At 55.5% G+C, this 13,283-nt stretch carries 15 protein-coding genes; 7 read left to right on the top strand and 8 right to left on the bottom strand.

Going from position 1 to position 13,283, the window contains the following annotated elements:
• The first annotated feature begins 103 nt into the window (after nucleotides 1-103).
• From DDZ13_RS02980 to DDZ13_RS02970, 3 genes are all read left to right on the top strand, one after another.
• Nucleotides 104-679: a TetR/AcrR family transcriptional regulator gene (locus DDZ13_RS02980; RefSeq protein WP_110129944.1), complete on the top strand. Its 576-nt coding sequence runs from the start codon at nucleotides 104-106 to the stop codon at nucleotides 677-679.
• Nucleotides 676-2,154 carry an FAD-binding oxidoreductase gene (locus tag DDZ13_RS02975; RefSeq protein ID WP_110129943.1) on the top strand — a complete coding sequence of 493 codons (1,479 nt, stop codon included), beginning with the start codon at nucleotides 676-678 and terminating at the stop codon, nucleotides 2,152-2,154. The genes DDZ13_RS02980 and DDZ13_RS02975 overlap by 4 nt, the downstream gene beginning before the upstream one ends.
• Before the next feature lie 174 nt (nucleotides 2,155-2,328).
• Nucleotides 2,329-2,991: an esterase/lipase family protein gene (locus tag DDZ13_RS02970; protein ID WP_110130266.1), complete on the top strand. Its 663-nt coding sequence runs from the start codon at nucleotides 2,329-2,331 to the stop codon at nucleotides 2,989-2,991.
• Nucleotides 2,992-3,108: 117 nt separating this feature from the next.
• Here the strand turns inward: DDZ13_RS02970 and DDZ13_RS02965 are convergent, their stop codons facing one another.
• On the bottom strand, nucleotides 3,109-3,900 hold the full coding sequence (locus tag DDZ13_RS02965) for a hypothetical protein (protein WP_158279760.1): 792 nt from the start codon (nucleotides 3,898-3,900) through the stop codon (nucleotides 3,109-3,111).
• A 44-nt stretch (nucleotides 3,901-3,944) separates the two neighbouring features.
• Nucleotides 3,945-4,670 (bottom strand): hypothetical protein, encoded by a 726-nt coding sequence (locus DDZ13_RS02960; RefSeq protein ID WP_110129941.1) that lies wholly within the window; start codon nucleotides 4,668-4,670, stop codon nucleotides 3,945-3,947.
• Between the two features lie 152 nt (nucleotides 4,671-4,822).
• Here DDZ13_RS02960 and DDZ13_RS02955 point away from each other — a divergent pair, with 152 nt between their 5' ends.
• Entirely contained in the window at nucleotides 4,823-5,893 is a 1,071-nt protein-coding gene (locus DDZ13_RS02955; RefSeq protein ID WP_110129940.1) for a GntR family transcriptional regulator, read from the top strand.
• A gap of 469 nt (nucleotides 5,894-6,362) precedes the next feature.
• Here DDZ13_RS02955 and DDZ13_RS02950 read toward each other — a convergent pair whose 3' ends face one another.
• On the bottom strand, nucleotides 6,363-6,716 hold the full coding sequence (locus DDZ13_RS02950) for a single-stranded DNA-binding protein (RefSeq protein WP_110129939.1): 354 nt from the start codon (nucleotides 6,714-6,716) through the stop codon (nucleotides 6,363-6,365).
• A gap of 146 nt (nucleotides 6,717-6,862) precedes the next feature.
• Between DDZ13_RS02950 and DDZ13_RS15670 the strand changes: the two genes are divergently transcribed.
• Nucleotides 6,863-7,039 (top strand): hypothetical protein, encoded by a 177-nt coding sequence (locus tag DDZ13_RS15670; RefSeq protein ID WP_233246063.1) that lies wholly within the window; start codon nucleotides 6,863-6,865, stop codon nucleotides 7,037-7,039.
• Here DDZ13_RS15670 and rpsJ read toward each other — a convergent pair.
• From rpsJ to DDZ13_RS02925, 5 genes are all read right to left on the bottom strand, one after another.
• A complete protein-coding gene (gene rpsJ, locus DDZ13_RS02945) occupies nucleotides 7,036-7,344 on the bottom strand; it encodes a 30S ribosomal protein S10 (protein WP_110129938.1) in 309 nt (102 codons plus the stop codon). The two genes, DDZ13_RS15670 and rpsJ, sit on opposite strands and share 4 nt — an antisense overlap.
• Before the next feature lie 74 nt (nucleotides 7,345-7,418).
• A complete protein-coding gene (gene fusA / locus DDZ13_RS02940; protein WP_110129937.1) occupies nucleotides 7,419-9,566 on the bottom strand; it encodes an elongation factor G in 2,148 nt (715 codons plus the stop codon).
• 69 nt (nucleotides 9,567-9,635) lie between these two features.
• Nucleotides 9,636-10,109, bottom strand: coding sequence for a 30S ribosomal protein S7 (rpsG, locus tag DDZ13_RS02935; protein WP_110129936.1), 474 nt, complete (start codon nucleotides 10,107-10,109; stop codon nucleotides 9,636-9,638).
• Between the two features lie 42 nt (nucleotides 10,110-10,151).
• Complete coding sequence (gene rpsL, locus DDZ13_RS02930) at nucleotides 10,152-10,526, bottom strand: 30S ribosomal protein S12 (RefSeq protein WP_110129935.1); 375 nt, start codon at nucleotides 10,524-10,526, stop codon at nucleotides 10,152-10,154.
• Nucleotides 10,527-10,736: 210 nt separating this feature from the next.
• A complete protein-coding gene (locus DDZ13_RS02925; RefSeq protein WP_158279759.1) occupies nucleotides 10,737-11,612 on the bottom strand; it encodes a TraB/GumN family protein in 876 nt (291 codons plus the stop codon).
• Between the two features lie 149 nt (nucleotides 11,613-11,761).
• On the opposite strand from DDZ13_RS02925, the gene folD reads away from it, so the two are divergent.
• Both folD and DDZ13_RS02915 read left to right on the top strand, forming a co-directional pair.
• Complete coding sequence (gene folD, locus DDZ13_RS02920; protein WP_110129933.1) at nucleotides 11,762-12,631, top strand: bifunctional methylenetetrahydrofolate dehydrogenase/methenyltetrahydrofolate cyclohydrolase FolD; 870 nt, start codon at nucleotides 11,762-11,764, stop codon at nucleotides 12,629-12,631.
• Complete coding sequence (locus DDZ13_RS02915; RefSeq protein ID WP_110129932.1) at nucleotides 12,628-13,266, top strand: RDD family protein; 639 nt, start codon at nucleotides 12,628-12,630, stop codon at nucleotides 13,264-13,266. Before folD ends, DDZ13_RS02915 begins: the two co-directional genes overlap by 4 nt.
• Nucleotides 13,267-13,283 lie beyond the last annotated feature (17 nt).

Raw genomic sequence — 13,283 nt, 5'->3', positions numbered from 1 at the left:
TTCGATCGATCCGGGAAGCGGAGGCAGAACCGGGCGAAACGATTAAGCCCGAGGCGACGCCGCATCAAGACTAGCCACGTCACACACCTCTCCTCACAAAAACATGGCACGACGCAAAGATCACACCCGCGAAGAACTCACCCGCTTGACCATCGATGCCGGGAGGAAGCTTGTCATGGATAGGGGGCCGGCCGCGCTGACCGCGCGCAACGTGGCCAAGGCTATCGGCTACACCCCGGGCACGCTCTACAACCTCTTCGACAATATCGATGGACTCGCCGCTGCCATCAACATCGGCAGCATGACGTCCTTTGCGGAAACACTGGAAGGCATCGCCTCCGAGAATCCGGGTGCCGAGGTCCGTCTACGCAAAATTTCCCAAGCCTACCTCGATTTCCACCGCGACTCCCCTCACCTCTGGTCGCTTCTCTTCGCGGTTCCGGTGGACCATCATTCCGAAGCCTACCATCAGGCGATCCACCGTATTTTTGACCAAGTCGTCCAGGCCGTCCGCCCCCTCAGTTCGGATAAGGGCACCGCCCGCCGCAAAGCCAAGGTGCTCTGGTCGGGCCTTCACGGCATTTGTCTGCTCAATCAAAGCGGCAAGCTCAACGTCCGTGAAAACGACGCTGCCTCCGTACTGGTGGCTACTTTCCTCGAACAGTTTCTCAAACAATGAAAACACGACGCCACTTTCTGAAATGCTTATCCCTTATCCCGCTGGCCGCCTCCGGCTGCGCGACCTGGGCCAGAGATACCACCGCGCGCTGGGTCAACGACATCCACTCGAAGCTCAACCGCACCCGGGTGGCCCGGATCCACCAGCCAAGGTCACTATATGAACTTCGCTGCATCGTTCAGCAAGCTTCGGCCCAGGGACAAAAGATCTCTATCTGCGGCGGTCGCCACGCCATGGGCGGCCAGCAGTTCGGCACCGGCACCCAACTGATTGACGTTAATGCCCTCAACCGCATACGCATGTTCAACCGGAAAGAGGGCCTGCTGGAAGTCGAGGCAGGTATCCAGTGGCCGGAACTGATCGAGCAGCTGCTTGAGTTACAGCAGGATGAGTCCGTCCCCTGGACCATCGCCCAGAAACAAACCGGAGCCGATCGGCTCACCGTAGGTGGGGCTCTGGCCGCCAATATTCACAGCCGCGGTCTGACCATGCAGCCGATCATCTCAAATGTGGCATCGTTCGAAATCCTGCTCGCCAACGGCGAGGTCAAACGCTGCAGCCGTAGCGAAAACACCGAACTCTTCAAACTGGCCATCGGCGGTTACGGTCTCTTCGGTATTATCACCACCGTGCGCCTCCAACTGGTGCGCCGCAAGAAACTCCAGCGACGTGTTGAACTGAGTTCCGTCGACGGCCTGATGAACCGCTTCGAAACGGCCATCAACGAAGGGGCACTCTACGGTGACTTCCAGTTTTCCATCGACCCGGCAAACGAGGATTTTCTCCGAAGCGGCATTCTCTCGGTTTATTATCCCGCTGACTTCGACACCCCGATGAACGCAACCCGGCAGCAACTCGATGCCGACATCTGGAACCAGCTCCTCCTGCTGGCTCACACGGACAAGTCGAAGGCCTTTCAGCTTTATTCCGACTTCTACCGCCAGACCGACGGCCAGCTCTACTGGTCCGACGAACACCAGATGAACAGCTACTCGGACGATTATCATATCCACATTGATGAGCAGATGGGCTGCAAGCATCCCGGCTCGGAGATGATCACCGAAATCTACGTGCCCCGCCACCGCCTCGCTGAATTCATGACAAATGCCGCGGCCGATTTTCGCGCCAACGACGTCGATGTCATCTACGGCACCATTCGTCTCATCGAAAAAGACGACGAAAGCTACCTTGCCTGGGCCAGGCAGGACTACGCCTGCATCATCTTCAATCTGCACATCAATCATACGGAGCAGCACATCGCCCATTCAGCCGAAGCCTTCCGCCGTCTCATCGACATCGCCATCTCGCTCGGCGGCAGCTATTACCTGACCTACCACCGCTGGGCCACCAAAGCGCAGTTGCTCCGCTGCTACCCCCAGTTTACCCAATTTCTTAGTGAGAAGAAGGTTTACGACCCGGAGGAGCGTTTCCAGAGCGACTGGTATCGTCACAATAAAAAGCTCCTTCAATCCTAGTATCTTCTCACACGTTTTCTTTCGTAGTCGGGTTGATTCATCGCCCGACCCGCAACTTGCTTAGCATTGCGCACATTCGGGGCGGGGCGGCAAAGCCAACCCTGCTACGGATGAACGTATGTTTTGTTACAGCCTATGATGCACCTTGCCCGACTCATCCCAATCCTCCTCACCATGACTACCCAGCTCCCCGCCAGTGAAACCGTCGTCCTCCTCCATGGACTCGCCAGACAACCGGCCTCCATGCAGAAGATGGCAAAGGCCCTCGAAGCTGAAGGCTATCGCGTGGTCAACTTCGGCTACGATTCCCGTCACCACGATATCGAGAAACTGGCAATAGACTTACGCCCCCGCATTCAGACCGAGACCCAAGACGCCGAACGCATCCACTTCGTCACCCACTCCCTGGGCGGCATTGTCGTCCGGCACATCCAGGCCACGGATCCATTAACCAATCTAGCGCGGGTCGTCATGCTCAGCCCGCCCAATCGGGGCAGCGAAGTCGTTGACTGCATTGGCCACTGGAAACTCTTCAAGATGATCAACGGCCCCGCCGGACAGCAACTCGGCACCGCCTCCGAGAGCTTTGTCAACAAGCTCCCCCCCATCGACTTCGAGTGCGGCGTAATCACCGGCGACCGCAGCATCAACTGGATCAACTCCTGCATGATTCCGGGGAAAGACGATGGCAAAGTCTCGATCGAAAGCACCAAGACCGAAGAGCTCAAAGCCTTCAAAGTCGTCCACGCCACCCACCCCATGATCATGAAAAAACAATCCGTCATGAAAGACGTGATTCATTTCCTACAAGTCGGTCGATTCACAGACGAATCTTAGCGTGTCAGCCTACTAATACCACAGCGCGTGGTTCAACAGAACACTTTTTCGGGCCCATAAAAAAGCGCCCTATCCAGTAGAAGCAGGGCGCAATGGTAAAAGTATGCGATTACAGAATTACCGGCGACGTAGCATCACCCAAGTCAGGCCGAAGCAACCGGCGAGCAAGGCGAAACTTGAGGGTTCTGGGACAGCAACGGTCGTTAAAGTATATCCCGACAGAGTCCAAGCGCCGACTCCACTCCCCGCTGAACCCAGATTAAAAACAATGTCGGTGTTGGCAGTCGCCGTACTGAATTCGAGAGTGTATGTGCCTCTACCATTAACCAGACCACCCGACTGGAGGCCAGTACCTGAAAGCGTGGCACTCGTTTCGGCATCGTCTTCCTCATAAACGAAATAGTCGATATCCATTTCCCTCGAGTTGTTATCGTGGCCCGCATAGAAGGTCATGGTGTGTGTACCCGCACCCAGATCATTGAATTTCATCGAAAAGATTTCTTCGTCACCACCGATATTATGCAGACGCTGCCCAGCGTTGTTGCCATCGAAAGTGAAGCCAATAGTATCCGCAGTGCCAGTCCCGTCACTCGTATCGGTAGGGGTATATAAGACCTCGCCGATACCGGGCGAGGACTCCGAGACGGTCGCGGCACTCGGACCCGGACCATCATCAAAAGTTAAATCATCAAAGTTAACAGCGACGCCTGTCGTCATACCATCGGTAAATCCAACACCTTCAACAAAATACCCCCAATCAGCTGTGCCGGTCGTATCGACCGCCGTGTTCGGGTTCAGATCAAAGGAGGAGTTGACCAAAGTAGCAGCCTTCATTGGAGCAGTGTTGAAAAAAACGAACAAAGCAGTGCTAATTACAGGCCCAGTAGATGATAAGTTATTTTTCATCATGACGACGTTATTCGTTGATAATTTATAGCTGGTTTTTTGTATAATTAGGTGCGTCGACGCAGCATCACCCACGTCAGGCCGAAGCAACCGGCGAGGAGCCCGAAGGTGGAAGGTTCGGGAATCGCGTAAGTATCAAACGTGATTGATCGAATGCGGTAATTACCTGTGCCGCTGTCTTCGCGGAAGGCAAGCGTATCGCCGTCGGTCAAATCGATAGATAGCCCGCTGCCGATAAGACCGCCCACGGTGGTCGTCGAGACACCGTCCACAATGACCTGCATGCTTGGACTACCACTGCCACCCGTATCCACGCCAAGGACGTCTGTAATCCTTAGCCCCGTATTGCCCGACAAACCGGAAAGATCAAAAGCAAGTAGCACGGCGTCGAAAAAACCGTCATCGGATTCGATGTTGGATTCTGCACCGCCGCCATCGCGAGCCCCCCACCCGTCATCACCGTTACGCGCGAGATCAGTCGAATCAGAGGTAGAGGTGGTCAGATCGTTACCGACCAGGGATGAATCGGAGAATGCAGTGGCCGTGAAGCTGATTGTGTCGGTGTTGTTGACGCCTGTAAGAAAGCCGCTGGCACTGAGAGCATTTGGAGGATCTGAAGAGGCTTCCGGTGAATTATCGGTCAGACTGGTTACCGACCCATCTTGTGAGCTGACCCCGCCCGGAGCCCCGAATGTGAGCTGCATCGAGGCGTTTGCGGCTGTCGTCACAGCCAAACATGCGGCAAAGAACGTGATGGTTTTAAATTGTGTCATTTCTAATTTTCTTGGGTTATGAGACTTAATTTTTGCCTGTTTTAGACAAACCGTAGTTTCGGGTTCACAACAGTGGTGATAAAGAGCTGCTTACTTGGGCAGACAAACGTTTTTTTATTCACAACCCTGCCGAAATTCCTCAGCTTGAAGACATGCGCAGCCTAACGATCCGATCCGCCACCGAGCAGACAAGCGACTTCCTTCGCGAGGAAATCCTTCGGGGCACCTGGACCGAGACCATGCCGGGGCGCAATGCGCTGGTAAAGCAGCTGAGTGCAGGCGGGGATACCGTGCAGGCGGCTCTGGAACAGTTGGAACGCGAGGGGTTGCTGGAATCGCAGGGAGCGGGTCGACGACGGCGGATCGTGTTGCCGAACAAGCACCGACGCACGGCCCTGCAGGTCAAAATGATCCTCTACGAGCGTGACGATTCCAGCCATCGGCTGATCCTCGAGCTGCGGCGGCAATTGGAAGCAGCGGGGCACGGGCTCAGTTTCGCCTCCAAAACCTTGAAGGACCTGAAGCAAGATCCTCGGAAGGTGGCCAAATGGGTGCGAGCAGATCCCTCTGACGTATGGATCGTGAACGGCGGCTCCAAGCCGGTCTTGGAATGGTTTGCCCAAGCCGTGGTCCCCGCCTTTGCCCTCTTCGGGAGTATGACCGGTCTGTCCATTGCCGGCACCGGCCCGGACAAGCTGCCGGCCTTGAGGGAGGCGCTTCTTTGCCTGAAGCGGCGGGGTGACCGGCGCATTGTCATGCTGGTCCGCGAAGAAGTCCGCAAAGCGAAACACGGGCTCTTCCTGCAAACGTTTTTTGACGCGCTTAAGGACCGGGGGATCACTCCCGGTGCCTACAACCTTCCGGACTGGGAGGAATCCCCAAAGGGATTGAGCGCCTGCCTGGATGCCATCTTCAAAGTCACACCCCCGACCGCCATCATCGTGGAGGACCCGGTGCTCTGCCTGGCGGTGCGGAACTATCTGGCCGAGAAGCGGGGCGCGGCCCTCAGGCAGGTCGCCCTGATCTGCGCCGACCAGGACCCCAGCCTGTTTTGGTGCTGGCCCGCCATCCCGCACATGCGCTTCGACCATCAGCCGGTGATCCGCCACGTCGTGCGCTGGGTGAACGGCGTGGCCCGCGGCAAGGAAAACCAACGACAAAAACTCTTCCCCGCTAAATTGGTGGGCCACGATTCGATTGCCCCACTGGCGGTAAAGGCATGAGCCCGTAAGATAGGATGCGTCTTGCGGTTCAACAAACAGGACGACGCCTTTATACCACTTCGATTTAAGATTGGCAGTTATGCAGAGCCCAAAAGGCTCACTGGCAAGGCGGGTGTCCCCTGTTGGGCGAGGCCCTGCAAGGGGGCGACCAACGCGGCCAGCGAGCCGTTTGGGCCTGTCTATAATGGATGCGCGAGCTTTTGGAGGTCGCGGCGTTGCCCGGGCAGTCAAGCGCCTCGGCGCACTCCTGCCCGGCCGCCTAGCGCTGCTCCAAAAGCTCGCAGCACATAACTACCAAGATTAAAGCGAAGAGGTATTACAGCTATCCCAAGCCGAGGTCGGGCGACGAGTGCTTCAGCAAATAAGTTTTTTTTATGTAGCCGAAGCCCTTCGGCTTTGGTCGAAGCATGAAAAAACTTTTTGGACGAACCACTAGGTTCCGTTCCGAAATTTGTTGTGTTGCCAATTACTAGGCCGCACGGCTGCAAGCGTCGTTTTTACCCTTCGGGCGGTCCGAACGTACGGACGGTTTTTCCGGTGCCGGATCGAGGAACTCGACCTTGTAGGCGGTCAGGACGATGCGACTGCGCTTCTCACCGTCTTCGGTTTCCCAGTTATTCTGCTTGAGGGATCCGGAAACGAGCACCTTGGCACCTTTAGCCAGACAATCGGGCAGGTGCGCCATATTCCAAGCTTCCACGGGAATGAAGACCACGCGTTCCCCTTCGTTACAGGCGAGGGTGAACTTGCTGAGGTGTTGTTCCCCAACCTGGCGGGTTTCGATATCGGCGGTGAGGTTTCCTGTCATTATGGTCTGATTCATGATATTTCCTTTCAGTTGCGTGTTATTAGCTTGCTACGAATGAATCGTGTTTCGTGTGCCCCTCGAAGTGAAGAACGACTACTTATATGCAGACACGAAATCTGGCTGTCAATAAAATAGTGAACTAATTTTCACTCTAAATAATCATGGCGCAGTTCAGTTGCCACAGTGGCGTGAAATACCGGCAGAACCACAACGACGATGACCCGGCACCCGCATGTCGCATCGTTCCGCCCATCCATAAAAAAAGCCCCGCGCTTTCCAGCGACGGGGCTTTCGAAATATCTGACTTCTATCTACTGAATTCCAACTTCTTGAGCTAGACGTTAATCGAGATATCCACACCGGCGGGCAGGTTGAGCTTCTTGAGCTCGTCAACGGTGTCGGCGGTAGGCTCGACAATGTCGATCAGGCGCTTGTGTGTGCGCACTTCGAACTGGTCCATGGACTTCTTGTTGACGTGAACGGAGCGGTTCACGGTAAACTTCTCGATCTTGGTCGGAAGCGGAACCGGACCGGCAACGCGGGCGCCGGAACGCTTCGCGGTTTCAACGATATCGGCAGCGGACTGGTCGATAACGCGGTAATCAAAGCCTTTCAGGCGGATACGGATACGTGGTGCACTCATGATTTTGTGTTTGGTTAAGTTGGTTTAATTTTTCAGTTTGTTTAAGGTAAAATATTCAAATTGCTGTCTTCTGATTAATATCTTCCCCGGGTGGAAGTTTCTAAAATGGTGTTGAGGACATTTTGCGGAACGGGTTCGAAGCGCTCGGGCTCCATACTGTAGGAGGCTCTTCCCTTACTGAGCGAGCGCACTGTCGTAGCATAACCAAACATCTCCTGCAATGGCACGAGAGCAGAGATGGAGACAAAGGCAGTCTTCGCGGCAACATTCAGAATCTGACCGCGGCGACGATTCAGATCGCCCATGATATCGCCCTGGTAATCTTCGGGAGATTCCACCTCGACCCGCATCATCGGCTCCAGGAGAACGGGACTTGCTTTTTCCATCGCATCTCGGAAGGCAAATATCCCAGCCATTTTGAAGGACATTTCAGAGGAATCCACATCGTGGAAACTACCGTCGAAAAGTGTGACCTTGAAATCGATGACAGGATAACCGCAGACCGCACCGTTGTTTGCTGCTTCGCGAATGCCATCAAGAGTCGGCTTGATGAATTCTTTGGGAATCGCACCGCCGACAATCTTATCGACGATCTCAATACCTTCGCCCCGATCGAGCGGCTCAATTTTGATACGGGCGTGGCCGTATTGACCACTACCTCCGGTCTGGCGGACGAATTTACCCTCTCCTTCACCTTCAGTGGTGATGGTCTCACGATAAGCGATTTGTGGACGCCCGGCTTCAGCGCCGACTTTAAATTCGCGGAAGAGACGGTCTTTAATAATCTCCAGATGCAGTTCACCCATCCCGGCGATGATTGTCTGGCCGGTTTCTTCGTCGGAACTGACAACAAAAGTCGGATCTTCTTCAGCGAGCCGTTGCAGACCAGTCGCCATTTTCTCTTGGTCCGCCGTGGTCTTCGGCTCAATCGACATCGAAATGACCGGTTCAGGAAATGTGGGCGGCTCCAAACGCACGTCGAAGCCCTTGGTGCAAAGGGTGTCTCCGGTTACGATATCACGGCCACCGACGATGGCACAAATGTCACCCGAGTAGGCGACATCAATATCCTCGCGGGAGTCTGCCTTCATAATGAGCAAGCGCGAGATACGCTCGGTCTTACCCGTCCGGGGATTGTAAAGTGCAGTGCCCTTGGCCAGTGAGCCGGAGTAAACACGCATGAAGACGAGCTTTCCGACATGTCTATCGTTCATCAGCTTGAAAGCGAGTCCGGCAAACTTGGCATTGTCATCGGGAGCCACTTCCACATCCGCGCCCTTTTCGGTCTCGCCTTTCATTGGGGGCAAGTCGAGCGGACAAGGCAGGTAATTGACGATGCAATCGAGAACCGCTTGGACGCCTTTATTTTTAAAAGCGCTCCCCGGAATCACGCCACAGAAGCCGAGCGAGACCGTCGCCTTGCGGATCGCGGCACGCACATCGTCAGCCGAAAGCTCCTCGCCCTCGAGGTATTTCTCGGCCATTCCGTCATCGAAATCAGCGAGCGCTTCAATCAGCTTCTCCCGATATTCCCTGGCCTGGTCCTGATATTCCGTGGGAATTTCCGTGATCTCGTAAGTCAGCCCAGTTGCGTCGGCCTTGTCATAGATCCGGGCTTCCATCGACGCAAGATCGATCAGCCCGATAAAGTCTTCCTCCGCCCCAATTGGCAGAAAGATGGGATGCGCGTTTGCTTTCAGGCGATCCCGCATGGATTCAATCGCGGCGAAAAAATCCGCCCCCGTGCGGTCCATCTTGTTGATGAAAGCAATACGTGGGACGTGGTATTTTCCCATTTGGCGCCAGACCGTCTCGGACTGGGGCTGCACACCGGCCACCGCACAAAAAACACCGACCGCCCCATCGAGCACGCGGAGCGAACGCTCCACCTCCGCCGTGAAATCCACGTGGCCGGGCGTATCAATGATATTGATCTGGTTATTGATCCCGGCAAACGGTCCCTGCTGGTTCGTCCAGTTGCAGGAGATGGCTGCGGATGTGATCGTGATGCCACGCTCACGCTCCTGCTCCATCCAATCGGTGACGGCACTGCCTTCGTGCACTTCGCCCATCTTGTGGACAACACCTGCGTAAAATAGAATTCTTTCCGTTGTCGTCGTCTTCCCGGCGTCGATATGCGCAGCTATACCGATGTTACGCGTATGCTCCAGAGGGAACTTACGTTTCGGCGAGTTAGCAGACGCTGTATTATTAGCGGACATAAAAGGGAAGACTGGGAAAGAACAGGGGGCGTGTGACAGTTCGCAAACCATCACACAGGTGCGGATGCACTACCAGCGCAAATGCGCAAAGGCACGGTTGGCCTGGGCCATGCGGTGCATCTCTTCTTTTTTCTTAACCACAGCACCGGTGTTGTTGTAGGCATCCACGATTTCATCAGCCAGAGCTTCGTCCATGGGAACACCCTTGCGGTTGCGGGCGGTCGATACCATCCAACGGAAAGCGAGGCTTTGCTGGCGCTCAAAAGAAACTTCAACCGGTACCTGATAGGTGGCACCACCGACACGGCGGCTCTTCACTTCAAGCTTGGGACGTGCATTCTCGAGGGCCCCCATGACGAGATCGACAGGATCACCCTTGCCGAGCTTCTCGCTCACGCGCTGAAATGCGGTGTAAACGATACGTTGCGCGACGGTGCGCTTACCGCGCTCCATGATCATGTTCACAAGATTGGTGACGAGAGTGCTATTGTAGCGCGGGTCCGGAATGAGCGGACGTTTAACAGCTTGGCGGCGACGTGACATAGTAAATGCTAATTAAAAATGACTGGTGACTGTAAATTCTGATTACTCCTTGGGCTTTTTCACACCATACTTGGAGCGGCTGCGGCGACGTTTCTCGACCCCGACACAGTCAAGCGTGCCACGGACGATGTGGTAACGGACACCGGGAAGGTCCTTCACACGACCGCCACGAACAAGAACGATGCTGTGCTCCTGCAGGTTGTGGCCCTCGTCTGGGATGTAGGCGATCACTTCGATACCATTGGTCAAGCGGACTTTGGCCACCTTACGGATCGCCGAGTTTGGCTTCTTGGGCGTGCGGGTCATGACCTGCACGCAAACGCCACGGCGAAACGGGTTGCGATCCAGAGCGCGGGACTTGGATTTTTCCTTCTGCACTACACGTGGTGCGCGGACAAGTTGGTTAATTGTAGGCATTAAATTGAGTCGTCTGATTTAGAGAAAGATGGGGAAAGTAGCGTTTCACTTTTTCGGTGCAAGGATTTTGTTGGACTTTTTTAGGGGGCGGAAAATCAGCGTTTTTCAGGCCCTGAGCCCAGTATTGACAGCCGAAGTGGTTCCACGAATCGAAACCCGGCCGCCAGACAGATGCCCTGACCGCTTGATGCAAGGAATCTCCCTAGCCTCCTATTGAACCGATTCCGACCCCAAGACCTGGACCTGGCAGCCCATTTTCTGAAAACTTGCCAGAAGGCCATCTTCGCCCACCAGGTGCCCCGCCCCGACGAGAACAAATTCGACTTCGGGCGTCGCCAGCATCTTTTCCAGGTCGTTCATCCAGTTCTCATTTCGCTCGGCCAGCAATGCTTCGTAGAGACCGGGGAACTTGCGCATATCATCAACGAACAGTCGCTCCAACGCCTGGTTGTCCCCCTCACGCCAGGCGCGAATCATCACGCCGAAAAATTTTTCGATCTGGTTCAGGTCGCGCAAACTGTAGCGGACCAACTCGTCTTCGAGCCCCTCCCCCATCGACGTAATCAGATCAATCTGAAACTCCGCGGTTTCCAGTGACCGCACCGGTTTACCGTCCGCTTTGGCGCGCTTGGCAAAAACCATGTCGACGCCGTCCTGCGTCACACCCGCCTTCATCAATTCCTGAATCGTCAACATCATGACTGCCATACCGGGCTTCAAGCCGTTCAGCACCTCGATCGGCATTTCGGATTTCTTGGCCTGCGCTGCCAGTTCATCATATACTTCTTTTGAAAGCACCGTCTTTAATGTGCGTCCATCGGTATAGCGGGCCTTCCGCATCAATTGCGTGGCAACCGCCGGATCCTGCATCCGGGCCGGGTCGACCTCGAAGACCAGCAAGTCCGATTCGTTGTAGGCGGCATCGAATGCCTCTGGCAGCGGAAAGTCCGATTGCCTCAAAATGTGGCAGGTGCCACCGACGTAGAGTGTTTGTTCATTCTTGCTGATCTTCCAAACCGGGCTCTGACCGAAGACCACGATTTGAAGGGCAAAAAAACAAAGCAAGAGACGCAGGGATGGATGCATGATTCTCAAAAAACAGATCATCTGCTTTCCGGGCAAGCTTTTGAGCTCCCCCTTGAAGTAGCCGCCAGTTTTGCTTCCGAAAACAATCCGGAATGCATCGATCAGAATTTGGATTGCCAACCGAATGCTCTTTCGCGTTCCTTGCACCCATGCAACTCATCGACGGTAACGCCATCGCAGAATCCATTATTGAAGAACTCACCGCAGAGGTCGGTGCACTGGAAGGCAAGAAGCCCACCGTGGCCTTCATCCGCGTCGGCGACGACCCCGCCTCTGTCTCCTACGTTCGCAAGAAAGAGAGAACCGCCGAGCGCATCGGCATCGAGAGCCGCCTGCATCTCTTCCCGGAAAATGTTTCCAAAGAGGAACTTTTCGCTCAGATCGACGCACTCAACGGCGACCCGGATGTAAATGGCATCCTCATTCAGGCACCGCTCCCGAAGCACATTGATGAAACCGAGACGTTTAACCGGGTGGCCCCGGGCAAGGATGTCGACGGGTTCAACACCGTGAATATCGGCAAACTCTGCCAGGAGGATGGCAGCGGCTTCGTGGCCTGCACGCCGGCCGGTATCGTCGAGCTGATCGATCGCAGCGGCATCGAAACCGAGGGCAAACACGTCGTCGTGCTTGGCCGCAGCCAGATCGTGGGTAAGCCGGCCGCGCTTCTGATGATGCGTAAAGCTGTCCCGGGCAATGCCACCGTGACCGTCTGCCACTCCCGCACGAAGAATCTTCCCGAGGTCACGCGGCAGGCCGACATTCTGATCGCTGCCATCGGGCGGCCGAATTTTGTTACCGGCGACATGGTAAAAGACGGCGTGGCCGTCATCGACGTCGGCATCAACCGCGTGGAAGATGCCAGCAAGAAACGCGGCTACCGCCTCGTCGGCGATGTCGAGTTCGAGGCCGTTTCTCCCAAGGCCTCACAGATCACTCCGGTCCCCGGCGGGGTTGGTCCCATGACTGTGGCCATGCTCATGCACAATACACTGCGAGCCTTCAAAGCCGCGCAATGAGCCAGGAACCGGACAATCACGAGCAGGAACCCTTACCGCCGATCAAGCCGGACAACGTCCTGGACTCGATCTTCAGCGAGGGCGGTCCCATGCCGACAGCACGTTTCTCCCTGAGAGCCGTAGCCCTTGTTCTGGACTGCATTCTCATGACCGCCGTGGCCTCTATCATTATCTGGAAGATCGCCCTGCCCCAGTCACATCCCGCAGCTTTCGGTGAATTGATGCAATGGTCGCAGGAAGTTGTGACCTGGGTCGAAAAACAGGAGCCCGATACCCCACTACCGGAACCCAGCCAAGAACTGGCCCGTGCCCTCGCCGTCGCCAACGAGCTGCAGCTGCTTCTCTTCTGGATTTATTTCGCAGTCGGTGAAGCTTTCTTCAAAGGCAGCTCACTGGGAAAACGCATCTGCCGCATTCGCAGCGTCAGCACCGTCAATCTGGGTCCGCCACAATTTCTCGCCGGCATCATCCGCGGCGGATTGAAAACCGTCACGCTATTCTGGCTCTTCCCACTCGCATTCGGCGCCACCTTTATCGCTCTGTTTTTCAATAAACGCCGCCAGCTCGGCCATGACCTTTGTGCCCGAACCACCGTCGTTGACGAAAAATATGTCAATTTGCAGCCGAAATCATAAGGACATTGCCACAAGGA

This window comes from Coraliomargarita sinensis (assembly GCF_003185655.1).
In the GTDB taxonomy this organism is placed as follows: Bacteria; Verrucomicrobiota; Verrucomicrobiia; order Opitutales; family Coraliomargaritaceae; genus Coraliomargarita_B; species Coraliomargarita_B sinensis.
Note: the sequence above shows the minus strand (reverse complement) of the source record. Positions and strands in the feature narration are given on the sequence as shown.

Bases quoted from the DNA above. Each gene is read 5' to 3' on its own strand.
- DDZ13_RS02980 (WP_110129944.1), top strand. From the start codon at position 104: ATGGCACGACGCAAAGATCACACCCGCGAAGAACTCACCCGCTTGACC.
- DDZ13_RS02975 (WP_110129943.1), top strand. From the start codon at position 676: ATGAAAACACGACGCCACTTTCTGAAATGCTTATCCCTTATCCCGCTG.
- DDZ13_RS02970 (WP_110130266.1), top strand. From the start codon at position 2,329: ATGACTACCCAGCTCCCCGCCAGTGAAACCGTCGTCCTCCTCCATGGA.
- DDZ13_RS02965 (WP_158279760.1), bottom strand. From the start codon at position 3,900: ATGATGAAAAATAACTTATCATCTACTGGGCCTGTAATTAGCACTGCT.
- DDZ13_RS02960 (WP_110129941.1), bottom strand. From the start codon at position 4,670: ATGACACAATTTAAAACCATCACGTTCTTTGCCGCATGTTTGGCTGTG.
- DDZ13_RS02955 (WP_110129940.1), top strand. From the start codon at position 4,823: ATGCGCAGCCTAACGATCCGATCCGCCACCGAGCAGACAAGCGACTTC.
- DDZ13_RS02950 (WP_110129939.1), bottom strand. From the start codon at position 6,716: ATGAATCAGACCATAATGACAGGAAACCTCACCGCCGATATCGAAACC.
- DDZ13_RS15670 (WP_233246063.1), top strand. From the start codon at position 6,863: ATGGCGCAGTTCAGTTGCCACAGTGGCGTGAAATACCGGCAGAACCAC.
- rpsJ (WP_110129938.1), bottom strand. From the start codon at position 7,344: ATGAGTGCACCACGTATCCGTATCCGCCTGAAAGGCTTTGATTACCGC.
- fusA (WP_110129937.1), bottom strand. From the start codon at position 9,566: ATGTCCGCTAATAATACAGCGTCTGCTAACTCGCCGAAACGTAAGTTC.
- rpsG (WP_110129936.1), bottom strand. From the start codon at position 10,109: ATGTCACGTCGCCGCCAAGCTGTTAAACGTCCGCTCATTCCGGACCCG.
- rpsL (WP_110129935.1), bottom strand. From the start codon at position 10,526: ATGCCTACAATTAACCAACTTGTCCGCGCACCACGTGTAGTGCAGAAG.
- DDZ13_RS02925 (WP_158279759.1), bottom strand. From the start codon at position 11,612: ATGCATCCATCCCTGCGTCTCTTGCTTTGTTTTTTTGCCCTTCAAATC.
- folD (WP_110129933.1), top strand. From the start codon at position 11,762: ATGCAACTCATCGACGGTAACGCCATCGCAGAATCCATTATTGAAGAA.
- DDZ13_RS02915 (WP_110129932.1), top strand. From the start codon at position 12,628: ATGAGCCAGGAACCGGACAATCACGAGCAGGAACCCTTACCGCCGATC.